Consider the following 26,534-nt stretch of genomic DNA (forward strand, 5'->3'; position numbering starts at 1 on the left):
AGATTTTACAGTAATGACAAAAGGTTTTTTACTTTGCTACAATTTGTATCATATTTGTTTTGCAAAAAAAATATGAACTCCCATATAAATAAGTGTGGGTAATTTGCTACCACAGCAATAGAAAGGTCTAAGAAACCATGAAAGATACACCAACAATCACGCAAACGATCGTACTTGTTGATGATGATCGCAATATTTTGACATCTTTATCTTTTGCGCTTGAGACAGAAGGATATCGGGTTGAAAGCTATACAGATGGAGCATCTGCACTCAAGGGTCTCACACTTCACCCTCCACACTTAGCTATTTTTGATATTAAAATGCCCCGAATGGATGGGATGGAACTTTTGCGTCGTTTGCGTCAAAAATCTGATCTTCCAGTTATTTTTCTTACCTCTAAAGATGATGAAATTGATGAATTATTTGGTCTCAAAATGGGAGCTGATGATTTTATTACTAAACCTTTCTCCCAACGTCTTCTTATTGAACGAGTGAAAGCTATTTTACGCCGTTCTAATGCACGTAACCAACCGCTTTCTACAGGAACTTCTTCCACCTCTTCTCTCAAACGTGGAGATCTTGTGATGGATCAAGAACGCCACACCTGTACATGGAAAGATAAACCTGTTATTTTAACCGTTACGGAATTTTTGATTCTGCAAACCTTAGCACAAAGACCAGGAGTTGTAAAAAGTCGTGATGCTTTAATGGATGCTGCTTATAGTGATCAAGTCTACGTAGATGATCGCACCATTGATAGTCACATTAAACGTCTGCGTAAAAAGTTTAAACAAGTGGATGATGATTTTGCAATGATTGAAACACTTTATGGTGTAGGTTATCGTTTCCACGAGGTATAAAACTACTTTGTCGCAAAAATTTGAATGGCAATCAAATCGATGACAGACAATTCTCAACTGGAAACTTTACAAAAAACAACCGTTAATGGTACCTCCTCAACGCCATTTCTTATGTTCGCTGGTTTGCATCTTCGAACACAACGTCTCTTTAGACAATTGCTTTTTTCCAGCCTCACACGTCGCATTGTTATATTAAACATTGCTGCCCTTGCCGTTTTAGTTACAGGCATTTTATACCTTAACCAATTTCGCGATGGTTTAATTGAAGCAAAAATCAAAAGTTTATGTACCCAAGGAAAAATTATTGCTGGGGCTATTGCTGCTTCTGCAACAGTAGATACAAATTCTATCCTCATTGACCCTCAAAAACTCTTAGAGTTACAGACTGGTGAAAGCGTTACACCCGCTCCTCAATCAACCGATTCTTGGGATTTTCCTATTAACCCTGAGCAAGTTGCCCCTCTTTTACGGCGTCTTATTACACCTAAAACGACAAGAGCACGTATCTATGATCGTGATGCTACTCTCCTTCTTGATTCGCGCGTTCTTTATTCTAGTGGAGAAGTTTTTAGTTATGATTTACCCCCACTTAAAACAGAACAAAACATGTGGGATCGCCTTACTTCATGGTATTCAAGCGTATTTTATGGCAAAGGTATTGCTCTTGACAGAGAACAAACAAAAACCAGTGGTATTGCTTATCCAGAAGTGTACCGCGCATTAAACGGATCTCTTGCTACGGCTAAAAGACGCAACAGACAAGGGCAATTAATTGTTTCTGTTGCTGTTCCTGTTCAACGCTATCGCGCAGTGGTTGGTGCTCTTCTTCTTTCAACCACTGGTTCCGATATTGATAACATTGTAAAAGGCGAAAGACTGGTTATCTTTAAAGTTTTTGCCGTTGTAGGTAGCGTACTTTTGGTTCTTTCTCTCTTTTTGGCCCATACGATTGCCCATCCATTAAGTAAATTATCTGCCTCGGCTAATCGAGTGCGTAATGGCAATAATCAGCGTGTAGAAATTCCTGATTTTTCAATGCGTGAAGATGAAATTGGTCACCTTTCAACTTCTATTCGTGATATGACCAATGCCCTTTATATGCGTATTGAAGCCATTGAACGTTTTGCTGCTGATGTAAGCCACGAATTAAAAAATCCTCTCACCTCCCTACGCAGTGCTGTTGAAACGCTCCCTCTGGCTAAAAATGAAGAAGCACAAGAGAAATTGCTTGAAATTATTCAACATGATGTGCGCCGCCTTGATCGGTTGATTACAGATATTTCTGATGCATCGCGGCTCGATGCAGAGCTTGCACGAGAAACTGCAGAGATCGTTGATATGACACCGCTTTTGGAAAGTCTTGTTCATGCTGTTCAGGAAGTGTATCGTAATACGCAAACTATTGATATAAGCCTTAATATTGTCCCACGTCCTCATGGAAAAGCCTATCTTGTATTGGGACACGAACTCCGTTTAGGACAAGTGATTTCAAATCTTCTTGAAAATGCGCGTTCTTTTATTCCTCGGAATCGTGGCAAAATTTGCATTACTATGAAAAGTCATGCTTCAACCCTTATTTTAACCATTGAAGATAATGGCCCAGGTATTCGTTCAGAAAATATTGAACGCATTTTTGAACGTTTTTACACAGATCGACCAAATGAAGATGCTTTTGGACAAAACTCTGGACTTGGCCTTTCTATTAGTCGGCAAATCATCGAAGCTCATAATGGGACAATTACAGCCGAAAATATTATTGATCCTACACTTGGGAAGTGTAAAACTGGTGCACGTTTTACTATTATGCTTCCGCTTGCTAAATAAATCTTTTATCCAAAGTAAAAGACATGAAAACAAAATGTGAAATACTCCACGCAAATTGCCTGCAACTAGGCGGCAAGGGGCTGTTAATTATAGGTCCATCTGGATCAGGAAAATCAACCATCACCCTTTCTTTGCTTGACCGCGCTGAGTGGTCAAAACGTGAAGCGAAGCTTATCAGTGATGATTATACAATGTTGCGTGCGGAAAATGGAAAGCTTCACGGATACACTCCTGATAATTTAGAGGGCGGCATCGAGATTCGTGGCGTTGGTCTTTATATGATAGAATTTGAAAAGCACACAACTATCGATTGTGTTATTTTTCTCGGTCCGAAGTATGAACGTTTTTCCACAAATAAAACTTTTCAATTTGAAAATTTGCACATTCCTCTTTTAAAACTTCCCTCTCTTCGTGAAGCCGATTGTACAGCCATTTGTCAAGCTATTGAAGCATTTTTGTTTAGAAGAATATGGCAAAAATCTGTCTAATTTTTTTCTAAAGATAAAAAAATCACAATTTTTGCCTTTTTTTTGCAAATTTTTCTTGGCAGCAAGATAAAGCCTTGTACAATGTCTTTCCCACCAACTATGGTCGGGTCTTATTAGTTAACAGGAGTTTGCGTAAATGATTGGACTCGTGCTTGTAACGCACGGTGAGCTGGCTGTCGAATTTTTACATGCCGTGGAACATGTTGTTGGAGTACAAGAAAAGTTCGCAACAATATGCGTTTATCCCGATGACGATATAGATCAGCGCCGAGGTGATATTATAGCCGCAGTAACCGATACAGATACGGATCATGGCGTCATCATATTAACAGATGTGTTCGGTGGAACACCATCAAATATAGCTATTCCTGCTATTGAAAAAGGACGCGTTGAAATGATTGCGGGTGTTAATTTGCCCATGCTTATTAAACTGATTTCTATTCGCAAATGTCCTGATATTTCATTATCAGACGCGTTAAGAATAGCACAAGAAGCAGGGCGTAAATATATTAATGTACCAAGTATAATTTTATAGCGGATAATAAAATACCAATGTTTTCCAAAGATACCCTCCCATGTATAAGTCGTCATTTCAATATCTGTAATAAACGTGGGTTGCATGCACGTGCCTCTGCAAAATTTGTACAAACTGTTGACAATTTTAATGTTACTGTTGAAGTTGAAAAGGACGGAAAAATTGTTGGCGGATCATCAATTATGGGACTTATGATGCTAGCGGCTTCATCCGGTTGCAACCTTACCATTCGTGTTTCAGGACCAGAAGCAACAGATGCTCTTAATGCTCTTGAAAAGCTCATCAATAACAACTTTGGAGAGGAAAACTAGTGCTTTTTCATCATAAACAAGGATGATAATTCTTAGAAAATAGGAACTTTCCATCATTATTTTGAATTTTAATTTCTCTTCCCGCTTTTATACCAATATTCATATCCATTATAGATTGGTATAATTATCATAAATGTAAAAGCTTATAGTTATTTTGTTATGCAATAATTTTTTCCTTTTCCTAACATTATTTGGCCCATTTGAATAGTTTTGCGTATTATGGCTATTCCCCAACTTAATCATATAATTAGACCTTTACAGAAAAGAGAACTCTTCACCTTTGTATTAGAATATGCTTTATTTTAGGCTAAAGATAAATGTCAAAATAATTTCGCACATCAAAAATCTATCAACTTTCTTATTTTCTGCTCACTTTGTAGCTTTTATAATACACAAGTAATCTTCCATTGCACATCATTGTGATACAGATCATGAAAATGCAATTCTTATCAATGTCATAACCATTTTCTTAAAACGAATAAGCTTTGTAAGCTCATAATTATAGTAAGAATTCTTTAGACATTCTTTTTCTATACTATTGCCTTGTTTTCTGTGGTACGTGCCCCGCCCTTATTATCTATATTGCGCTTGGGATAACATCTTTCATTATAAGGAGATAATATCATGGATCGTCTATTTAGTGCTCTTCAGATTCCTCAACAAACAACAAAAGCCCTCATATCATTGCAAAATGGCTTACCAAAAGCGCAATGGATCAATCCGCAAAATTTTCATGTAACCTTATCTTTTTTTGGCGAAGTTGAAAGCTCCCTAGAAGATGAAATTATGCATACCTTTAACACTATAGAACTTCCTTCTTTTACGCTACAGATAAAGGGTTTTGAAGTTTTTAGTTCAGAAAATGCTCCCCATTCTCTTGTGGTTTGCATTGAACCTTGTGAAAAGCTTACTCTTTTACATGAAAAGATGCAATATATCCGGAATAAATTAGAGTTAAAGCCTGATGAAAGACTATTTATTCCGCATATCACTCTTGCACGAATATTTGATATTAATCTTAAAGATCTTTCTTCTTATCTATCTTCTCGAGATGATTTTTCGCTCCCTCCTTTTGAGGTTGATCATTTTGTTTTATTGTTATCGGCCTCTCCCTTAAATAAGACTCCCTATATTGTAAAAGGAAGTTGGGCGCTTCAAAGATAAAAGGGTGTTATAAACACCCTTTAAAAACCCTTTAAAAAAAGACTTCATATATATGTAATTGCAGGGAATACTGCATTTTATGTTGGAGATTTATTATTGATGTGTTTTAAGCCGAATCAGCTTCAACAGAAGCTTCTTTTGCTCCTCCTTTAGCTACACCCACTATAGCTGGACGTAGCACCCTTTCCCCGATAATATAACCTGCCTGAACCACTTGTTGAACAGTATTATCTGGAACATCAGCATTGGGAATTTCAAACATCGCTTGATGAAAGTGAGGATCAAATTTTTGCCCCTCTGGATGAATTTTTTGCACCCCATGACGTTCTAATGCTGCCATCATGGCACGTTCAGTCATTTCAACGCCTTCTGCTAATGATTTCAAACCAGCATCACTCTCCCGTGCACCTTCTGGAATCGCTTCCAAAGCACGATTGAGATTGTCAGAAACCGATAACATATCCCTTGCAAAATTAGCAATGGAATAAGCCTTTGCATCCGCCACATCTCGCATAGTACGGCGTCGAAGATTTTCCATATCTGCAACAAGACGTAAAAGTTGATCTTTCAATTCTTTATTTTCATCCTGCAAAGACGCTAAAAGATCACTAACCTCATTGCTTTCTGTTTCAACGACTTCGTGTTCCTCTGTTTTATGTGTTTTTAAAAATTCATCGGCTGCCTGTTTAAGTGTATTACGATCAGCTGGATTTTTTAAATCACAATTTTCAAATGAAGCGTCAGTAAATTTGTTTTTTTCATCAGACATAAAAATTTTATTCCTTCATAAGATTCGTTATTCTCGATATCGAAATTCTACAGACAAAAATCAAGGGGTATCGATGTATATAATACAATGAGCTTTTATAGTACAAATACTTACTTGCACCGTTTTAACGCAATAACTGTGACACAAGTTGAGCTGTATAATCAACCATGGGCACGATCCTTGCATAATTAAGCCGTGTAGGACCAATAACACCTAAAGCACCAATGACTCTTTGTTGTGAATCACGATAAGGTGCTACAACTAAAGAAGAACCAGAAAGTGAAAATAACTTATTTTCTGAACCAATAAAAATTCTAACCCCAGAACCTTCATCCGTTAAATCGAGAAGCTGTGCCATACTCTCACGCGTTTCAAGATCATCAAACAAATGGCGCAACCGTTCTAAATCTTCTTCTGCTTTTACATCTTCAAGCAAATTGCTACGCCCGCGAACAATGAGGTGTATTTTATGATCAGCATCTTCTCCTCCCCAAAGAGCTAATCCCGTTTCAACAAGATGATGCGATAAATCATCAAGTGCAGCCCGTGTTTCTGCACATAAGCGGGCAATTTCCCCTTTAGCTTCACTTAGTGTGCGCCCTTGGATATGGGCATTGAGAAAATTCGTTGCTTCCGTCAATTGTGCATGAGTAACCCCTTCTGGTAAATGAACAATACGATTTTCAACTTCACCTTGTTGAGTCACCAAAACGGCAAGAGCGTTCTCCCTATCAAGGCGCACAAATTCAATATGTTTCAATGTTCCTTCTTGTTTCGTTGCTAAAACAAGCCCTGCCCCACGTGATAGATCTGAAAGAACTCGGCTTGCTTGAACAAGAAAATGTTCAACCGATTGTGCATGACCAGCCTCTTTGACTTGCATTTCAATATTTTCTCGCTCTTCGTTTGGCAAATCACCCGCTTCCATAAATGCATCAACAAAAAAGCGTAAACCTGATTGTGTTGGCATTCGACCCGCAGAAACATGTGGTGCATAAATCAAACCGAGATGTTCAAGATCACTCATCACGTTACGAATCGTTGCAGGTGATAATGTCTGTTGCAAAAGCCGCGAAAGATTACGTGACCCTACAGGTTCCCCATCATTAAGATAAGCTTCAACAATATGGCGAAAAATATCACGCGAACGCTCATCAAGATATTTTAGTTCATTACCAATAGTTTTGTGTTTCATCACAATTGTTTCACTATTTTTAAAATCCTCATCTCTTATATAAGTTTTGCCAAGGTTTGGTCAAATAGTCTAAAGTAGTATAAAAACATATTATCCTATTGAGCTGTAAAATGCTACCTTTCAGAGTGATGCTTGATAAATTACGCAGGAAATATTTTTTGTTAGAGTGTGTGAGAAATATTTAAGATAAGAGTTGATCTGTAAAGTGGTCTGCTGTAGGGACTTGTCAAAAGAATCTAGATTGATTAAAAACCGCTGTAAGTAGAAAATTTTACCCTTTAGAGCAAGCAGAAAATTGGAAATTTACCATAAAAATGCTATCATAAAAAAGACATGTCTTTCCTATCTTTGCAAGGTTATCTTCGTACAAGATAAAAAATTTTATTGGAACAAAATATCATAAAACATGTAAAATAATCATATCATGTAAAATCAAGCAGAATGTGTGTGTATGAGCATTTAAGCCGGTTTTTAGCACAAAAATAATTCCCCTTTCATTTTTGGAGAAATCTATATGAGAAGCATAGCAGATAAAAAACTTGTCATTGCTACACATAACACCGGAAAATTGCATGAAATCACTACTTTAATTACGCCTTTCGGTTTAATAATACAATCGGCAAAAGAACTGGGCTTGCCAGAACCAAAAGAAACAGGAAAAACATTTGAAGAAAATGCTTATATTAAAGCTTTTTCAGCAGCAAAAAAGACAGGACTTCCTGCCCTCTCTGATGATTCAGGATTAGAGGTAGATGCATTGGAGGGTGCGCCAGGCGTTTATACCGCTGATTGGGCAATTCAAGCCGATGGTACACGTAATTTTCCAAAAGCTATGAAAAAAATAGAAAATGAACTCCAAAAAGTCGGAGCACGAGAAAAAAACCAACGGAAATGCCGTTTTATATCCGTCATTTGCATTGCATGGCCTGATGCTCATGCAGATTACTTCCGCGGATGCGTTGAAGGAACGTTCATTTGGCCTCCACGGGGAGACAAAGGCTTTGGTTTTGATCCTATTTTTTTACCCGATGGATATGAAAATACCTTTGGAGAAATGTCAACAGAGCAAAAACACAACTGGAAATGTAATGATATTCCCCCTCTTTCACATCGCGCACGTGCTTTCAAACTTTTGGCAGAAAACCTTTTAGCATTCTCATGAATGAACCTTTTGGCATTTACATTCATTGGCCCTTTTGTGCAGCTAAATGTCCTTATTGTGACTTTAATTCGCATGTTCGCATCCATGGTGTTGATCAACCACGTTTTGTCACCGCCTTTAAGCGCGAAATAGAAACGCAATACCACAAAATAGGCCCACGCCATATTACAAGTATTTTTATTGGTGGAGGAACCCCTTCTCTTATGGAGCCGCAAACTGTCGATGCCCTATTGCAAGCACTTGCAAAAAAATGGGTAGTCGATGATAAAGTTGAAATTACATTAGAAGCTAATCCATCCAGTGTGGAAGCAGAGCGCTTTCGTGGATACCGTACGGCAGGTGTTAATCGCTTATCTCTAGGAATACAAGCGCTCAATGATAAAGCATTGCGCAAACTTGGCCGACTCCATAATGTGGAACAAGCTCTTTGTGCCATTACTTTAGCGCGACAAATTTTTCCACGTTTATCCTTTGATCTCATTTATGCCCGCCCTGAACAAACTCTTGAAGAATGGAAATCTGAACTTGTACAAGCAATTGATTTAGCAGCAGACCATCTTTCTCTTTATCAATTGACAATCGAAGAAGGAACTGCCTTTAAACGGCTTCATGATGCAGGAAGACTTATCCTTCCCCCATCAGAGCTAGCAGCAGATCTGTACCATCTTACTCAAGAAATAACCGCACTGCATGGACTTCCTGCCTATGAAATCTCAAACCATGCAATGCCCGGTGCCGAATCAGCACACAATCTTCTTTATTGGCGTTATCACCAATATGCAGGCTTTGGTCCAGGAGCACATGGACGTTTCATTGAGCACACACCGAATCATTCCTCTTTCTGTTCAAAAACATCATTATCACACCTTAAAAACCGTGAACGTTATGTCACAATAAATGAAAAACATCCCGAACAGTGGCTTAATTTGGTAGAAACAACAGGACATGGCTGTATTGAAACGGAACATTTAACCACTGAACAACAGGCAAATGAAATGCTCCTTATGGGATTACGCCTTTGCGAAGGCTTAGAACTTATACGCTATGAAACCTTAAGCCCTAAACGTATCCCAATGGAAAAACTGATCGATTTACAACACCAAGAATTGATAGAAATGGTGGATAACCAACGCTTAAAAGCAACAACCAAAGGACGTATTGTTCTTGATCACATCATCAGCCAACTCGCAAACTAAAGTTTTTATAACAACATACTTATTTTAATCATAATTATCATTTTTCATAGCAAAAGCGAGACTAAAATATTGTAAGATTCCCTTATTTTAAATCTGTTTATAGTCAATTAATTACAACCATTCGCTTACACCTTAAAAATAGGGAATGTGGATAAAAACTATAAAAAAGAGGCAATACCTTTTATGAACACTCTCAAATGAAAGCTATCGCAATATTTTGAGCTGGAAAGTGTATAGTGGTCTAGCTTTTTTCATAAGCGCAAAGATGATGCAATACTATAGACTTTATACACTTCATGGAAAACTCTATATTACATATTCATAAGAACCATTGTAGCATGAATATGATAAAAACTGAGAGATATTTCTTTAAAACAAGCACATGAATATATAACACGATGATTTTTGTTCTTTATGAGATCGTGGCACTATTAAAGAACCAAAGACATAAGCATGAAACAATCTCTATTATTTACTCTAGATTCTTTTGAAAACTGTAAAATCGCATGAAAAAGGATAGTAAAAAGGTACATTTATTTTTACCTTTATGCTTTTATATCCTCCCTCAATGAGACTCTATGTCTGCTTGTGAAGAAGCAAAGCCGAGCACCAGCACATAACTTTACCAGCTCGTGGGTGTTGCGACGGCCCTTGGCACTTGAGACGGTTCATAAGAGACATTTGTATTCCTTTATTCTATAGTTTTTACCCACACACTCATCCCCACTTGTTATGTGCAAGCAAATGATTTCTCTTGATTTAAGATAAACAGGTTTGAAATGAGAGAATCCTCGAATATTAGGGCTCTTATCCAACATGCAAAACAATGAATTATTCTTATAAATCAATGTGATGTATCTTAAGAGATTACAAAAACAGATATACATGCAACATTTTATCTCACCCTGACATATAAAAACTGTTGTAACAAAGAAAATTGTGAACCAATATTTGAGACATGCCGTTGTGTGCTGGGTATTGATTTATAAGGTAACAGCAAAATCACGAATTTTATTAAACATACAATGCTATAAAATCACAAATATACTAAATATGAATCGGCATTGCTTCGTTGGCGAGCAAAATGGTATTCGTTGCATATCACCTTACTTGTATGTGTACATGCTTATGGCTATCTATACACGTCCTTTAAGGTTATTTTATAACTAATTGAAAATAATAATATAGGACAATCCTTGACTAAAAAAGTCAATGTGATGCTACAGAAGAATTTCTATATATCTTTATCATAAAAAATATTAAAGCTGATTGGATAAGCTTACTTTCTATCTCATAATGATTTTTTCTACAATAAAGGTTCTTTGGAGTAACAAAGAGTATGGCAAAATATATGGATAAAATAAACTTGAAGCGTATTTCTATAGGCTTTATTTTAAAAGAAGTTCATTGAAACAAGGAAAGCATTTTATGAACATGCAGAAATCATATAAGACATGTGGTATGAATGAATGCATTTACGTTGTACGAACTTTTTACAATAGCAGCATGTTTTTGTGTGTCTTTATGGCTCCAATCTGTCATCACACAATGATGATATAATATTCATTGTTTTCCATATATGATTGCGTGTGACTTACTTTCTACACTTTAAAGAACGAATATTTTCAATCCAATATGGTCTAAACAGTTCTGCTTCTTCAAACAGGTCTCTTTTGGCTTTTCAATTATGTAATTCACTTAACTAAAGACTCTACAGGCAAGAATCCCAACTTAAGAATATTCATCACTTACTCTAAGACTACTTAATATATTAAGTTTTACGAGTCTCGTATCACCACACCTTATCTTATGGCACAACAAGACAAAGGTATTTTTGAACCAACAATTATTTCTTTATGCAAAAAAATCAACAATAAAACGCTCATAAATAGCAGTGAGCGTTTCCACGGCTTCAAGAGATACACACTCATCTACCATATGCATCGTTTGCCCTGGTAAGCCAAACTCAACCACTGGGCAATAGTCCTTAATAAATCGCGCATCTGAAGTACCACCAGAAGTAGAACATTCTGGTATACTCCCTGTTACACATTTAATCGCATTAGATACAGTTTGAATGAGTTTATCATTTTTAGTCAAAAAAACATCCCCTAAACTTGGAATCCATTCAAGCTGATAAGAGGGATATTGATCACTATTGTTTTTTGCTTGCACCAAAGCAAGGCGCTTTTCAATTTCCTCCATCAGTGTTTCTTTTGTCCAAAGATCATTGTAGCGTATATTAAAACGAACCGTTGTCTGCGCTGGAATAACATTGACTGCTAAGTTACCGGTATCGATGGTTGTTAGTTCTAAATTACTCGGTTGAAAATTCTCTGTCCCTTTATCTAAAGCTGTTTGTGTCAATACTTGAATCAGCTTACTTGCCAAAGGCAAGGGATTGGCAGCCCGTTCTGGAAAAGCAACATGGCCTTGGCGACCTTTCACGATAATGATACCAGAAATCGATCCGCGACGACCAATTTTGATAATATCACCAACAGTCTTTACACTTGTTGGTTCTCCCACAAGAGCCGCAGTCCATTTTTCGCCTTTTTTTTCTGCCCATTTGAGAAGTTTTACCGTACCATTAACGGCAGGTCCTTCTTCATCACCTGTAATTAAAAGGCTTACCCTTCCTTTAATGGACTGTTTCTCAAGAACTCGCGCTAGAGCCGCAATAAAACAAGCGATACCACCCTTCATATCAACAGCACCCCGCCCATATAATTTCCCCTGATCTATAACAGCTTCAAAAGGTGGATAAGTCCAATCTTCCAATGCGCCTGGCGGTACGACATCCGTATGACCCGCAAACATAAGATGGGGTCCTTCACTTCCCATTTTTGCATAAAGATTTTCAACATTATCTGTATTTTTATCCGTAAAAATAGGGCGATCGACGTGAAATCCCATTTTTTTCAAAAATTGTTCCAAAGTTGATAAAGCCCCTGCTTCATGAGGTGTAACAGAAGGACAACGAATAAGTGCCTGTAATAGCTGAAGTGGATCTGTAAGAACAGACATAAGGTCCCTTCCCATTTTTTTATAAGTCATCGGAACTTAGAGTTATTACGCTGAATTACAAAAAAGATAAAGCAAAAACATTGAAGACACTCAGCAAACCAAGCAGGGGAGAACAATCGTGCTGAGAGCTTCAATGGCTTCCTCATTATGATGCATGAGCAAGCACACACTCAACAAAACACTCAACAAAAAGTTCCGTTAAATATTGCCTTCATTTGAAAGTTTTTTACGCCTCTAATTTATATGAATCAAAATTAATTGCATGCAGTCTAGGAGCATTTTCTTTCAACCAAGCTCGATATGTTTTACTATCAGGACATAGCTCTTCACAAAGAGCCCAAAATCTTGGTCCGTGATTCATTTCAACAAGATGAGCAACTTCATGGGCAACAACATACTCAACAACTTCTTTTGGTGCCATAATAAGGCGCCAAGAAAAAGAAAGACGCTTATCGATTGAACAAGAGCCCCAACGACTTCTCGTATCTTTATAACAAATGGATTTGACTTTACGTTCTACCTGATGAGCATAAAGTGCCACCAAAGGCGTTATAATAAGCGCCGCTTGTTTTTTTAAAACGTCAGCAATGCGTCTTGGAAGATATTCTAATTGACCATAAACAATAATTTCAGGCCTTTGCTCCGCATCTGCTGTAACAATTTCTGTTACTCCACGTCCCTTTCTATGCTTTATGGTATGAGAAACGCCCAATAAAGGTATTGTCGCCCCCTCTTTGAGATAAGCATTTTCAGGAGAGACTTGTACACGAGCAAGACGTGCCTCAATCCAAGACCGATGTTTTTCAATAAAATTTTCAACCGCATAGAGATTTATCGCTGGTGGTGTTGTTACACAAATCTCCTGATTTCTGGCATCGATACGTAAGGTAAGACGGCGCGCATACTTATTTTCCCGCACCCGTACAGGTACAGAGCGATCAGAAAAAATAAAATGCTGTTTAGAAATGCTCATATATTTTTATCTTCATCATTAATAAATAAATATACCCCTTATTTTGCATTAATCTGATTAATAAAAGATCTCAATACTGTTTCAAGGCAATCTAAATCTTGTGGACGAGAAAAGCGATGATCTGCATCACGAACAAGTGTCAATGTTACATCATGGAGAGGTAAATGATCAAGTAAAGTCAATGTATGATGATAGGGAATATCTTCATCTTCCATCCCTTGTAGAATATGGACAGGACACCCAACATCAATGCATCCTTTCATAACACAATTTTCGCGTCCATCTTCAATCAATGTTTTTGTAAAGGGCATTGGCTCTATATCATCAACTGCAGGTCGTTCAATATAGCCTTTTTCTTCCAAAACCTTCCATTCTTCTGGGCCTAATTTTGGTTCCACCAATGTTTGTGTAAAATCAGGCGCTGGAGCAATCAATATCATGCCAGCAAGCTTCTTATTTTTCTGTGCTAGCATCATAGCAAGCCTTAGCGCAATCCACCCACCCATAGAGGAACCAATCAAAATTTGTGGACCCTCACAATAGGTTTCAAAAATCGCTAAACTTTCCTTAACCCAACGCGAAATTGTTCCTTGAAAAAAATCACCTTCAGATTCTCCATGTCCAGAATAATCAAAACGTAAACAAGACAAATCATTCTTCTGAGCAAACTGATCAACTAACGTTGCCTTACTTCCCAACATATCGGATTGATAGCCAGGAAGCCAAACCAAACCTGGAGATTGGCGCCCCTTGCGATAGCGTACCGCAAGTGCGGTGTTCTCAAACGAAAAAAACTGACAAGGAATATTTTGATCCATGATTCTTTATCCTCCATAAAACAATTTCTTTAAATTAAGAGAAAAACTTTTATAATCTAAATCATTCCAAAAAGTAATAAATCAAATAATGAAAAAGATACGAATTATTGTTGTTTTTAGGTGCATAATTGTATATTAAATTAACTGTAGTTGAATCAAAATTTAAGGAGCATAAACCATTCGTAAACCGTTTAAAATGACACCTACCCAAAAAGACGGACCACGTTCAAATCAGGATATTCGGGTACCTCATGTTCAGCTTATCAATGATGAGGGACAACATCAGGGAGTTGTTGCGATACAAGAAGCTCTTGCTATGGCTGCAGATGCGGGACTTGATTTGGTTGAAATTGTACCAAATGCGGAGCCACCTGTATGTAAAATCATCGATTTGGGAAAATTAAAATATCAAACCCAAAAAAAAGCTGCTGAAACACGTAAAAAGCAAAAAGTCATCGAAATCAAAGAGATTAAGATGCGCCCAAATGTTGATGTCCATGATTATGGAGTCAAACTCAAGGCTGTTCATCGCTTTATTGATCATGGTGATAAAGTAAAGATTACTTTGCGTTTTCGTGGTCGTGAGATGGCTCACCAAGATCTTGGATTAAAGCTTCTTCAGCGTGTGAAAGAAGATACAAGTGAAATTGCCAAAATCGAATTGGAGCCAAAGCTTGAAGGCAGGCAAATGATGATGGTGATAGCACCTAAATAGTTTTGCATTGGAATAATATTCGCATGCAACTCATCAAAATGATGTGTATAGTGTTATTTAGAAGCACCACATAGAGTTTTTGTGGTGCTTTTAAGGTTTTATAAATGTGTATAAATCCTTTTAACAGTTTAACAGTGCTTGATTGATTTATAAAAAGAATTCGTTATTTTGCATATTAAATGAAAAAGCTCAAACATCGTAAGGTCTTATTATTTCAAGTTCTTTCTATATGAATCCGACAAAATAATTCTGCTTGCACATCACAAACAGAGATAATGCATACATAAAATTATTAAAAAAAGCAGAAATGCCTTTTGTGAACCATTTGAAGTGCCAAAGGCTATTACAATATGGAAATTAGTAAATAATAATGATGAGACTCGCCCGTACTTTTTATTTAACTAAAGATAGTAATAAACAACAAATTTTCGTTATACTTTTCACAGAAACCTTGCACTATATTCTTCACTCTCACCGTCGTGAAATTGATGGATGAACCTTGAAAGAAAAGGCTATTTTTGTACAAAAGATTTATGGATTTTTTTAATCTAAGAGTGCTTCAATCTTGCATAAAACAACAAGAAAATATAGAAGCACTTTATGGACAAAAAACAAATTTCCTCTTTTGATAAACATCTTATTATCCGTCTTTTGCGAGAAAATTTTCACAAACATGCGCGTTGGTACAGTGCAGCTATTTTCTCAATGATCATCATTTCTGGTACAACTGCAACTAGTGCATGGATGATGCGTGATGTTGTTAATCAGATTATTGATGCGCAAAATTTTCCTATGATCGTTTTGATTTCTAGCATCATTGCTTTTATCTTTATTCTCAAAGGAGTTGCAACTTTTTCCCAAACTTATTTTCTAAACAAAGCAGGCAATAGTATCATTGCTGAACAACAACGCAAAATTTTTGCCCGACTTATGGAACAAGGAGTTTCTTTTTATCATAATAACACTTCATCTGATCTTCTTGTTCGCGTAACCCACAATGCTACAGCTGTACGTAATATCATTGATACTATTATCACAACTTTTGTACGTGATTTGCTTTCCGTTAGTGGTTTGTTGCTTGTCATGTTTATTCAAAACTTTATATTAGTTGCCATTACTTTAATCCTAGGACCACTAGCTTTTTTAGGCGTTCGAATGGCTTTAAAACGCGTTCGCCGCCTTATGGAAAAAGAGCTCCTTTCACTTGGTGAAATTATAAAAATCGTACAGGAAACTGCTGTTGGTATTCGAGTCATTAAGGCTTTTTCACTAGAAGAAGTCATGAAGAAAAGAATGGACAAAGCCATTTGTGATGTTGAAAAACAAACAAATAATATTGCAACACTCGAAGCTATTACCAATCCGATTATGGAAACGCTCACAGGTGTTGCCATTGCTGGTATTATCTGTTTTTCCGGTTACCTTGCAACCCAACGCGCAGGTGTTCAAGGTGAATTTATGTCCTTTATTGTTGCTTTACTTTTAGCTTATGAACCCGCAAAAAGACTAGCAAATGTACGTGTTAAAATTGAATCTGGATTGGTCAATATCCGTACGATGTTTGAAATACTCGACCATCCTCTTACAGTTATAGAACATAAAGAAGCTAAAGATCTGAATAAAACGCAAGGAGCTATTCGCTTCGAACACGTTTCTTTTGCATACACTGAGAACAAAATGGTATTGAAAGACATAAACCTAGAAATAGAAGCTGGAAAAATGACAGCATTGGTGGGACCATCAGGTTCGGGAAAGTCTACCTTTATTAACCTTATTATGCGACTCTATGATCCCACAAAAGGACGCATATTAATTAATGATCAAGACATCCGCTACACAACATTTCGCTCTCTGAGAAACCTGATGGCCTATGTAGGACAGGATACTTTTCTCTTTCAAGGAACTGTTAAATATAATATCGGACTTGGAAAAGAAGGGGCTAGTGATGACGAAATTATCGAAGCAGCAAAAGCAGCAAATGCTCATGACTTTATTATGCGTTTGCCAAATGGTTATGATACACAGATAGGTGATAATGGCTGTAATCTTTCAGGGGGGCAAAAACAACGACTTTCTATCGCTAGAGCAATGATTCACGATAGTGAAATTCTGATTCTTGATGAAGCAACGAGTGCGCTCGATTCACACACCGAAGCGCAAATTAATGAAGCTATTCATCACCTTACCAAAGGACGCACAACGATTATCATTGCTCATCGCCTTTCAACAATTGCCCGTGCTCATAAAATTGTGGTCATACAAAATGGACAACTAATTGAACAAGGTACTCAAAAAGAATTGCTCGCAAAAGAACATGGGTTTTATAAAAAACTTCATAATATCCAGTTCAAAAAACATACCCCCTAATTTCTAGATCCTTAAATAAGATTTGAAATAAAAAATGGATAGAAGGTAATGCTTCATTTATAAAAAAAGACTTGTTATCAAGAAAAAGCATTACTTCAATCAAGAATTGGCAAAGAATTTATGGTTTATTGAAAATAAACTTCTTGGATTTAAATGAAACCTTTACTCGCTATTTTGTTGAATGCAATTGACTTTAACCACGAAACTTCAAAAACCCCTTCCCTTCCTCAAATAAGTGTTGAAACATTCATAAGTGTTGTGAATCCCTGAAAAAGAGAGCATCAAGATTTGAAAAAATTGTTACGGAGGAGGAATCTGGATTAATACAACCTTTATCCGTGTTTATCCCTGCACTGATAATTTTTTTCTCTACACATTTTAAAGGACAAAGATTCTACCCAATCTGATCTGTAACAATCTAGATTTTTATTGAGTTCATTCCGCTTGATAACAACTTATGTGATTCACTTATACAAGGCTTACCCTAAAATATTTACCACGTGTTTTCAGAATACTGTGTCAAAATTACATATCTTATATCACCTCACCTCAAATGTCGGTCTTTTATAGTACAATAGAATAAGCTAACAATTATAAATTGTGCTGCAAATTATAGATACACTCCGTGTAAGAAAAACATTGAAAAATAAGAGAGGATTTTATTACAAAATTTCTTTACTGTTGTAGCTTGCTTTAAAGCAAGCTTTGCTGTTTTTTCTACATCTAGAAACTAAAATGATATTCCTCTAATACCTTAACTGCTTGAAGAGTTTACAAATGCACAACGTTAATGCTTATATAAGGCTATGATTCAATATGCAAAAAAACAGATGAAAAGCAAAATGACATTCCTCTTTCTTTTAATCGCTAAAATAGAAAAATACGACATATAACTCTGATAAATATTTTTACAAAAATACCTGTCAACATACATCTTAACACTTATTTATAATCATAATTTATTATTTTACATCTCAAATAAAAAATACGATGTAATTTGCTTATTGCAAATCTTCTTTATATTGAGGATGAATCAATCCAAAGCACTTGTTGTGTGCCATAAGAGACATTAGCGTGTTTATAAAAACTCTTAAGATCAGCAATAAAAATACCTCTATGCTTTCAAGTGCAAAGGTTATCGTCAACATGACAAGCTAAAAAATAGATAATAATGCCGGCTTATATCTTTAATAAATACTTATACCTTTATTAATAACGGTAGTATGGATTTTATACCATTTCACAAGCAATCTTATGAAATAGGCTCAAGTGCACACTGAGAAATTTTTCTTTAAAACAAGCACGTGAACTTGCAACACAATAATGTTATATTTTGGAGTATTCTGTTTGGAGGGCTATTTGTTATAAGAAAAGTGATCTCATTCAAAAATACAATAAACAAAAATCTAAAATAATAGGTAATTTTTATTATTAAAAAGTATTGCTTTAAATGCGTTTGACAATAAAATCAATATCTTATGAATTCTCCGCTTGCCTCACGCTTTTATTTATCACGTTCTTTAATGGAATCATGTCCTTCACGTAAAAACAGAATGCCATTGTGTTGCAAATTCACCTGCTTGTTTTAAAGAAACCTCTCTCAAAGTCTTTCCCAAACCCATTTCGCGATAACATCCGTGAATTGTATAATGATAAATCCATTAAGCTCCCCATCTTTACACTTATGGAGTAACAAGCCGGCACCATTTACACTATTTTCCAGCCCCTAATGTTGCGACAGCTCTTAGCTCTCGAGATGATTCATAAGAGGCATTTTTAGTCATTTCTTAATAGTTTTATCCACACAGGATTCCCAGCTTGTAGCATGCAAGCCGAATGATTTTGATTGATTCAACGCGAGAGAAATTCGTATGATATGCATAGTTCTAATTCAAGTTGAATAACGATAAATTATCTTTATAAATCAATATATTGCACACACTACATTCTTTAGGCAACAGCACCACATGGGCTTGAAAACAAGATAAGGTATTTCTCTGAAATAAATATATAGCAGCAAAATAACATACTATCTTTCGTGAAGATTTTGTCCCTTTAGAGAATAAATCGAATATTTCAGATAGTTCTCTTCAAGCCTCAACAAAAAGCTTCTTCTTTTATAGTATTTCTAGTCTATGTCTTCTTCCTCAGATTTAGAAATGAGAGACAAAAAACGAAGAAATTGTTTTTTTAAATTCAATCTTTAATAATCTCTTTCATAAAAGAGACCTATACTAGAATTTTGTTCATTTCCTATGGCACCTTTAGCTTTGAGATGACGCGAAATATCTAAATTAATTGTCCCTTTCGTTGTTCCATCAGACCCTGCTTCAAAGCCCAAATAAATATTATTGTGTATGTAGCGTCCAATACGTAAGCCTGTATTACCCTTCTCATTAACGATAACATCAAGATCATCAAGTCCAATTTTAGTTCGTAAAGTATTCAACAAAGATGTATTAGAACCACCTGCAAGATCAGCCGCTGCCGCTGCAAGTTGAGCAATCTGAAATGGTGATAATTCATTAAGAGAGCGATTAAAAATCAAACGCGCCAAAATCTCATCCTGAGGCAAATTTGGTTGTGATGAAAAATTAATATCAAGATTATCAACCGTCCCACTTACAGTTACAGTGACGCGAATATCACCACTGTTATTGTTGGTTACAAAATAAATCGTAGGATTAAGATTACCACTAAAACTCGCTTGTCCTTGATCGAAATTAAGACGTTGCGACAGGATATCAAAACGTCCACGAATCATTCTAAATTCACCAACTGGATGCACATCATTCAATGGACCTGCTAGATTAATGCGTCCTCCCAGTTCAGCATCTAAGCCTTTTCCGCGTACAAAAAATTGATTGCGTGCAGTAATACGCATATTTGATAGCACGACAGATGAAGATTCTTGTGTAACTATACGGCTTTTGCTTTTGTTCGTGTTCTTAACATCAGCACGTTCAAGTGTTGTTTGAATCGATTTAGTTAAATTCTTATTTCTAACATCAAGAAACTTGGCACTTTTAAAATGATCAGGAACAAAAACTTCAGCTTTTTCAACGATGATATCACCACCAAGAACAAGATCATTTAAAAAATGACCTGTCATTGTCATCTCACCTGATAATGTTGCCAGAATCATAGAACCATCATTATAATTGGCATTATCAAGATGAAATATCAAATCTGTCTCTAGACCATTAGAAATACGACCTGAAGCAGAAATTCCTCCCCCCTCAAACGAAGAAGCTGAAGCTTTTTCTATAAGGATATGATCACCTTTCAATTTGCCTTCAATTGTTATATTATTCAATCCTACATTTGTTTGTGAATCAAAAAAGCTACCGTCGCCTATAGAAATATTTCCTATCAATTGTGGCTTTGATAATGCCCCATTAAGAGCTGTATCAATTCTTGCTGTACCCGTTATATGTGCACCACGCTTGGCTAATAAGAGATTAACAAAATCAAGAGGCATTATCCCTTTAACGTTTAATTTTGCCTCTGAACCATTAAGAGATACAGGCCCATGGATGGAAAGATCTAATCCTTTATCTCCAGTAGCTATCATATTTTCAATATGAAATGTCGATTTTTTATAAGAACCACGAGCATTTATATTGATTGACATCGGTCCTTTAGGCGTCATAGCGGTTAAATTTTGACTAGAAAGCTCAAAATGAGCAGATGGATCCTTCATTGTTCCACCAATATCAACTTTACCTATCACTGTCCCATCAAGCGCTTGTCCTGCAATAAAACCATTCGCCAAACGCGCAGATAAATTTTGCAAATTAATATGAAAATCAAGCGCATTTTTCTCTAGAGATATATGCCCCTGAGCTTGTGCTTGTACTCCTTCTCCTGTTAAATTTGCATTCAAAGTAAGATTTTGATCTACAGTGTTTCCCGTAGCAGAAAGAGAAAAAGGCATAATTTTTTTATCTTGAAAAGCAACGGTTGTCAGTCCCTCACCTTTTATATCGTAATTTATATCAGGTTTTTTTAAATGACCACGAATCATAACCTGCCCTGTTACACTCCCTGCTGCTCCAAGATCGGATTTCCACAAATTGACTAAAGTAGCAGGAAGGGCATTCATTGTAAGTTGTAAATTCAGGGTATCTTGAATATTCCCTGCTAAGATGATGTTGCCCCCATTTATTGCAATTCCTAATTCATTGATTGTCATTCCATCTTTATCAAAAGCAATTATGGATGGCTTCAGCAATGTTGCATGAAAAGTATGTTGTTTTAAGTCCACAGTTTCAATTTGCACTTCTCGTTTTATACTTTCTGGAAGTTCCTCAACCATTAAACGACCAGAAAGCCGTGCATTGAGAGTATCATGCAACATCGCCTGAACAGTAAAAACCGTTTGTCCATTATTCCTATCAGCGTGAGCATTTAAACGATTGACCATTACCAAAGGTGTTTGAATATGTTCTGCATTGAGAACTCCTTCAAACTGAGTCATGCCAAAAGGATCGAATATATCAGCATCTATTGCCAATTTTTTTATTTTATTCTTGGAAAAATTCAAATGGTTAACATGCGCCTTCACATTGGTTTTTTGTCTGCCATTTTGTTCATCAAAAATAAAATCTCCTTTTACTTTTCCACTACCATCCTGCAAAAATAACGCTGAAAGTACGGAAATATCATCGGCATCAATATGCAGCGCTCCTTTCAAAAAACCTCCAAGTTGTTGAGAAAGACCACCGGTTATTTTTGCATTTCCCCCTCTAATATCGATATTTTCAAGTTTTCGAATTTTATGAGAATCTTCAAAAGAGGCCGATAAATGCAAAGGTTTCTTAGCAAAAGTTCCTTCACCTTTTACAACTCCTGTTAAAGAAGTAATCGGTGCTGTATTATCCATAAGTGCCTCTATGTTAAACGTTGTGTTTTGAAGTTTCTTCCCCACAAAGAGTGCTTCAGCCACATGAGCACGTGTATTTAGTTTTATATGGCTATTGCTCCCTCTCGCCGTACTTTGAATTGTAAGTGCACCACTTATCTTTGGGTCTAATTTGGACAAATCAGATATTTGAGCAGATAAGTCCATTTTAGCGCTTTCATCTGAAAAATAACCATTAGCCTTTATGTTTGTATATTGATTTTTCAAATTCCAATGACGTAAAATGAAGCCCTTTGTATTTCGAGCAACTCCACCTGAAAGACTAGTATTTCCTTTGAATAAACGATCAAAAGACTGCATGCCTATTTTCATATCGTCAGCCATTCCTGATAATTGGAGATCAAAAATGCCACTCAATAAACTGATCGTTCCTTTGGCTTTAATATCTGCATTACCAGAAAGTGATTGTTTACTGAACACTTCCAAAGGAGTTAATGTTTGAGCTTTTAAACCGAGATCGCCTTTAAAAACAAAATTCTCCATTGTCCCTTTTAACCAAGAAGAAAAACCCTGAGCCGTAACACTCAGATCATGAATCAAAATTGGTTTATTCGAAACAATATCCGTATCTAAATGCACATGAACCGCTTGGCTTAAATTTTCTACTAACGCTCCCTTAATCTTTTTAACCCCTTGAAGCGTCCCTTTAACCTGAACACCAACATGACGAGAAGCTACATTATCAAGATTTTCGCTTACTCCTCCCATATCAAAAATTGCATCGCGAATATAAATATTTTTATTGCTTAAATGACTTACAACCAACCGCCCATTCCAAGATTGTTGCCCTTCGCGACCATAGTCAATGTTCAAAGCAAGAGTATTCGCAGGTTTTGGCACTTCTGATACAGATAAATGAACAGACTCCTTTTCGTTATCAAGAGCCATTTTGCCATCAACAAAAAGCCGTCGCAAGAATCCATCGGCGGTTATTTCAGCATTGGCTATAACATTCATTGCTTTGTTCTGAATAACCATCTGATCAAGGTGTGTCACACCTTCTTTTGTTCTTCTTGCCTTTGCTTTTAATGTTATATTAGATTCAAAGAGACTACGATATTGAGAAGGTATTAAAGGGCTCAGTGTTCCCTCTAGTTTCGTAGAAAAACTCTGTCCTTCTGGAACGCTTGCAAGAATAACATTACCATCTACAATAGAATGATGATCAGACTCTAAAGAAAGTTTGATAACCAAATCATCAAAAGTACCATCACCTTTCATGACGAGATTTAATGCTGGACGTTGTTCAATGTTAAAAATATTCGCCAAAATACCATTTTGTGGTTCGTTAGCAGAAATATCAATTTGAGCTGTACGATTACTATCAGATATCTTGGTGAGAACAGAAAAAGAACCCGGTGCATCTAAACGATGAGCTGCTATATCGACATCAAAATTACCACTAGCCAAGGTGAAATTGCCTTTTAAGGATATATCAGCAGAAAAACCAAAAAGATTCTGTTCAAATGTCACATGTTGGGCTGTAAGTGTATTGATAGAAAGAGCAAGCGGCAATTTTGGTAAAGAGAACTTACCTGTCTCAAGGGAAGAAACAAAAGAAGAATTGCCTTGCGGTTTGCGTAAAAATGTAACCTGTTCTGCCGAAAGCTGGTTAATATCCATCCGCCCTCTCAGCAACGCTAGACGATTCCAATCCATTTTAGCATTGGTAATTTTAAGCCAAACCCCTTTTTTATCACTGACAGTAATAGTATCAATTGATGTTTGAGAAGACAGTGTCCCTTGCATATTGTGTAAACGAACTTGACGATTAGGCGCTGAAAGCTTTCGTTCAATTAAAGAAACAAACCATGAGCGATCATCTGTTTTCATTTCGCTAGAGGGAAGAATGTCTCCTCTTTGCGCAAAAACAAAACAACCCACCCCAAAAAACAAAAATACAAAGAAGAAAGCTGATAAACGTGCACCTTTTTTCATTAAAATGCTTGCCCTATACCCACATAAAAACCAATGCGAGGGTCACCCTTCTCTCTCTTTAAAGGAAAGGCTAAATCAACGCGTAAAGGACCAAGACCCGTCATATAACGACCTCCTATACCGGCTCCCCATTTAATTTTTTGAGAAAAATCAAAATTCGCCTTTTCCCCTACTAAACCTCCATCAAGAAAACTGACAAACCCTATTTTATCATTTAAAGAAACACGCAATTCTGCTGACCCCTCAATAAGCGCCCGTCCACCAACGACCCCATCATTTTCTGTTTTGATACCAATATTACGGTAAGCATAACCACGAACAGAGCCCCCACCACCAGCAAAAAAAAGCGTATTTGCGGGTACTTGTGCTGTATCATTCCCAAGAATTGTACCAAGCTTTGCCCGCGCAGCAACAACAAAACGATCCCCTTCATCCAACGCCCAATAAGAGCGACCTTCTGCTGTTACTTTTGCAACAAAGTTGCTAAAACGCATCTCATAAAAAGGCTCAATGAAAACTTCACCATATAAACCTTTTGTTGCATTAAACTTATTATTACGACTATCGTAAATCAAGCCGCTAGGGAAACCGATTGTTGTAAAATTACGGCTCCCAAAATAGACATCACGTGAATAACCATTTGAAACTTCTACAGCAGCCTGTCCCGATAGATTACCATTAAAAATATGCGTAATACCTAATTTTCCTTTGATGGCTTTTGTCGTATAATTTTCTAAAACATCTTGTTGTATTTTTAATTCTGACCTGAAATCTGTATCTGGCGTGAGTACACCGGGCTTTACAAATGTGCCTCCGAAAAGATAATCAAAATTTTTAAAATTATATGATTGCTTTTTATTGCTACCAACACCAGTTATTTTTGTTTCAATTTTAAGAGTCTCTGCATGACCAAAAAGATTGTTATGCATCCAATAAGTCTCAAAACCGGCACCGTCTAAAGTTGAATAGCTACCGCCTACACCAAAACGACGCGGTTTATGTTCTTGTACAACAAGTGCAAGCGGTAAACGTCCATCTAGATTAATAGTATCAGCCTCACGTATATTGATAGCACGAAAAACACCAAGGCGCGCAAGACGTTCATTTCCCTTAGCTAACGCATCGGAATCGTATATCTGCCCTGGTTTCAATCCGGTCATCCACGCGATATAAGCTGAATCTACACGTGGTTTCTTACTTATATTACGCACACTTAAAGGACCATAATAAGCCTTTTGTCCAGGAGCAACAACAATCCGTCCTTCAACACGCAACGCAGCATGGTCAGCCACGACCTCACTCTTCATAATTTTAGCTTTAGCATAACCTTGTTGCCGCCATCCTTCTATCGCCCATTTTTCTGCTTTCAAAATAGTTTCAGATTTAGCAATAGCCCCAACTTTATAGCCCAATTCTTCAATTGTGGGCATTTTATGCGCTTTACGTTTTTCAAACGGAGCTACTTTATCAATATTTGCAATACTAAAAACATATTGTGGACCAGCATTAATTGTAATAACAATATTGGACCGTGCTGGAAGTTGAGTTACCGGACTTAAATCAGCGACTTCTAAGCCATTAATTTTAATACTAATAATACCACCATAGCGTCCATCAGCATAAAGAGCAGAAAGAATTGCTCGATAATCTGAACGCGCCTTGGCGAGCAAACCAGAAGAACTGGCGGATGCTTTCTCTTTATCAGCAACAAGAGAAGAAACAGATTTAACTATTTTTATACCTTCTAATGGTGCGCCTGGCGGTGCAACAACATCAACTTTATAAAATTTCTCTGTACTTTTAGCATAATGTGAAGAAGAATTTGTTTTCTTTTGACCAAAAAGAGGGATGCCGAAAAAATCAAATGCAGCAAGTGGCTGTGGAAAAGAAAAAGTAAAACACAAGCCTATAAATACACAGCGCATAGTCCCTGATTTTAACAAAATTCTTGTCTGGTATACCATAAAATCAGATACCTTATAATACACTTTGCATCTACTACGCTTTAAATAATATAAAAATAAGAAAGGTAAATATAATTACTTTGCACATTTTACACGTTTTATCACATCAAATAACACTCTGCGATACATAACGTTATCCTCCCCTTATATTTTCATAAAATTCTGCACTGTTGTATAACACGAACAGCCTCATTCTTTTTTTTCTTAACATATTTATTTAGCTTATTATAAATGTTTTATTGCGTCCCATATCATCATGGTTAAATTTGTACAAATGACTTTCCATGGGAATGCTAAAAAACTG

Annotated in this window: 17 protein-coding genes and 1 pseudogene; 10 read left to right on the plus strand and 8 right to left on the minus strand. The window is 36.6% G+C overall.

The window, feature by feature from the left end; all coding sequences use genetic code 11:
- The first annotated feature begins 137 nt into the window (after positions 1 to 137).
- The 6 genes from ACFIM8_RS00485 to thpR all read left to right on the plus strand — a co-directional run bounded on the left by ACFIM8_RS00485 (position 138) and on the right by thpR (position 5,182).
- Positions 138 to 860: a response regulator transcription factor gene (locus ACFIM8_RS00485; protein WP_005774392.1), complete on the plus strand. Its 723-nt coding sequence runs from the start codon at positions 138 to 140 to the stop codon at positions 858 to 860.
- A 39-nt stretch (positions 861 to 899) separates the two neighbouring features.
- A complete protein-coding gene (locus ACFIM8_RS00490; RefSeq protein WP_375606144.1) occupies positions 900 to 2,684 on the plus strand; it encodes a stimulus-sensing domain-containing protein in 1,785 nt (594 codons plus the stop codon).
- A gap of 23 nt (positions 2,685 to 2,707) precedes the next feature.
- Positions 2,708 to 3,172 carry an HPr kinase/phosphatase C-terminal domain-containing protein gene (locus tag ACFIM8_RS00495; RefSeq protein ID WP_375606143.1) on the plus strand — a complete coding sequence of 155 codons (465 nt, stop codon included), beginning with the start codon at positions 2,708 to 2,710 and terminating at the stop codon, positions 3,170 to 3,172.
- 136 nt (positions 3,173 to 3,308) lie between these two features.
- The gene (locus tag ACFIM8_RS00500; protein ID WP_375606142.1) at positions 3,309 to 3,707 is read left to right on the plus strand and encodes a PTS sugar transporter subunit IIA; all 399 of its coding nucleotides are present in this window, start codon (positions 3,309 to 3,311) and stop codon (positions 3,705 to 3,707) included.
- 17 nt (positions 3,708 to 3,724) lie between these two features.
- A complete protein-coding gene (locus tag ACFIM8_RS00505; RefSeq protein WP_012754483.1) occupies positions 3,725 to 4,018 on the plus strand; it encodes an HPr family phosphocarrier protein in 294 nt (97 codons plus the stop codon).
- A 624-nt stretch (positions 4,019 to 4,642) separates the two neighbouring features.
- Positions 4,643 to 5,182 carry an RNA 2',3'-cyclic phosphodiesterase gene (gene thpR / locus ACFIM8_RS00510; protein WP_375607938.1) on the plus strand — a complete coding sequence of 180 codons (540 nt, stop codon included), beginning with the start codon at positions 4,643 to 4,645 and terminating at the stop codon, positions 5,180 to 5,182.
- Positions 5,183 to 5,288: 106 nt separating this feature from the next.
- On the opposite strand, the gene grpE is transcribed toward thpR, so the two are convergent.
- Both grpE and hrcA read right to left on the minus strand, forming a co-directional pair.
- Positions 5,289 to 5,951, minus strand: a complete 663-nt coding sequence (gene grpE / locus ACFIM8_RS00515; protein ID WP_375606140.1) for a nucleotide exchange factor GrpE — start codon at positions 5,949 to 5,951, stop codon at positions 5,289 to 5,291.
- 124 nt (positions 5,952 to 6,075) lie between these two features.
- The gene (hrcA, locus tag ACFIM8_RS00520; protein ID WP_375606139.1) at positions 6,076 to 7,146 is read right to left on the minus strand and encodes a heat-inducible transcriptional repressor HrcA; all 1,071 of its coding nucleotides are present in this window, start codon (positions 7,144 to 7,146) and stop codon (positions 6,076 to 6,078) included.
- Between the two features lie 514 nt (positions 7,147 to 7,660).
- Between hrcA and rdgB the strand changes: the two genes are divergently transcribed.
- Both rdgB and hemW read left to right on the plus strand, forming a co-directional pair.
- Entirely contained in the window at positions 7,661 to 8,308 is a 648-nt protein-coding gene (rdgB, locus tag ACFIM8_RS00525) for an RdgB/HAM1 family non-canonical purine NTP pyrophosphatase (RefSeq protein ID WP_375606138.1), read from the plus strand.
- Positions 8,305 to 9,504, plus strand: a complete 1,200-nt coding sequence (gene hemW, locus ACFIM8_RS00530) for a radical SAM family heme chaperone HemW (protein ID WP_375606137.1) — start codon at positions 8,305 to 8,307, stop codon at positions 9,502 to 9,504. Before rdgB ends, hemW begins: the two co-directional genes overlap by 4 nt.
- 1,854 nt (positions 9,505 to 11,358) lie before the next feature.
- On the opposite strand, the gene dapE is transcribed toward hemW, so the two are convergent.
- From dapE to ACFIM8_RS00545, 3 genes are all read right to left on the minus strand, one after another.
- Positions 11,359 to 12,531 carry a succinyl-diaminopimelate desuccinylase gene (gene dapE / locus ACFIM8_RS00535; protein WP_375606136.1) on the minus strand — a complete coding sequence of 391 codons (1,173 nt, stop codon included), beginning with the start codon at positions 12,529 to 12,531 and terminating at the stop codon, positions 11,359 to 11,361.
- Between the two features lie 226 nt (positions 12,532 to 12,757).
- Positions 12,758 to 13,504 carry a M48 family metallopeptidase gene (locus ACFIM8_RS00540; RefSeq protein ID WP_375614321.1) on the minus strand — a complete coding sequence of 249 codons (747 nt, stop codon included), beginning with the start codon at positions 13,502 to 13,504 and terminating at the stop codon, positions 12,758 to 12,760.
- A 38-nt stretch (positions 13,505 to 13,542) separates the two neighbouring features.
- Positions 13,543 to 14,322, minus strand: a complete 780-nt coding sequence (locus tag ACFIM8_RS00545; RefSeq protein ID WP_375606134.1) for an alpha/beta hydrolase — start codon at positions 14,320 to 14,322, stop codon at positions 13,543 to 13,545.
- 196 nt (positions 14,323 to 14,518) lie between these two features.
- On the opposite strand from ACFIM8_RS00545, the gene infC reads away from it, so the two are divergent.
- Positions 14,519 to 15,037, plus strand: a complete 519-nt coding sequence (gene infC / locus ACFIM8_RS00550; RefSeq protein ID WP_026500140.1) for a translation initiation factor IF-3 — start codon at positions 14,519 to 14,521, stop codon at positions 15,035 to 15,037.
- A 600-nt stretch (positions 15,038 to 15,637) separates the two neighbouring features.
- The gene (locus ACFIM8_RS00555) at positions 15,638 to 17,404 is read left to right on the plus strand and encodes an ABC transporter ATP-binding protein (RefSeq protein WP_375614322.1); all 1,767 of its coding nucleotides are present in this window, start codon (positions 15,638 to 15,640) and stop codon (positions 17,402 to 17,404) included.
- Between the two features lie 1,507 nt (positions 17,405 to 18,911).
- On the opposite strand, the pseudogene ACFIM8_RS00560 reads toward ACFIM8_RS00555, so the two are convergent.
- From ACFIM8_RS00560 to ACFIM8_RS00570, 3 genes and pseudogenes are all read right to left on the minus strand, one after another.
- A pseudogene (locus tag ACFIM8_RS00560) lies at positions 18,912 to 19,178 on the minus strand (Arm DNA-binding domain-containing protein); the annotation flags it as partial.
- Between the two features lie 429 nt (positions 19,179 to 19,607).
- Positions 19,608 to 24,266 carry a translocation/assembly module TamB domain-containing protein gene (locus ACFIM8_RS00565; protein ID WP_375614323.1) on the minus strand — a complete coding sequence of 1,553 codons (4,659 nt, stop codon included), beginning with the start codon at positions 24,264 to 24,266 and terminating at the stop codon, positions 19,608 to 19,610.
- Complete coding sequence (locus tag ACFIM8_RS00570) at positions 24,266 to 26,230, minus strand: autotransporter assembly complex family protein (RefSeq protein ID WP_375606131.1); 1,965 nt, start codon at positions 26,228 to 26,230, stop codon at positions 24,266 to 24,268. Before ACFIM8_RS00570 ends, ACFIM8_RS00565 begins: the two co-directional genes overlap by 1 nt.
- Between the last annotated feature and the right edge of the window lie 304 nt (positions 26,231 to 26,534).

Source organism: Bartonella sp. AC535YNZD (genome assembly GCF_042196625.1).
Classification (GTDB): Bacteria; Pseudomonadota; Alphaproteobacteria; order Rhizobiales; family Rhizobiaceae; genus Bartonella.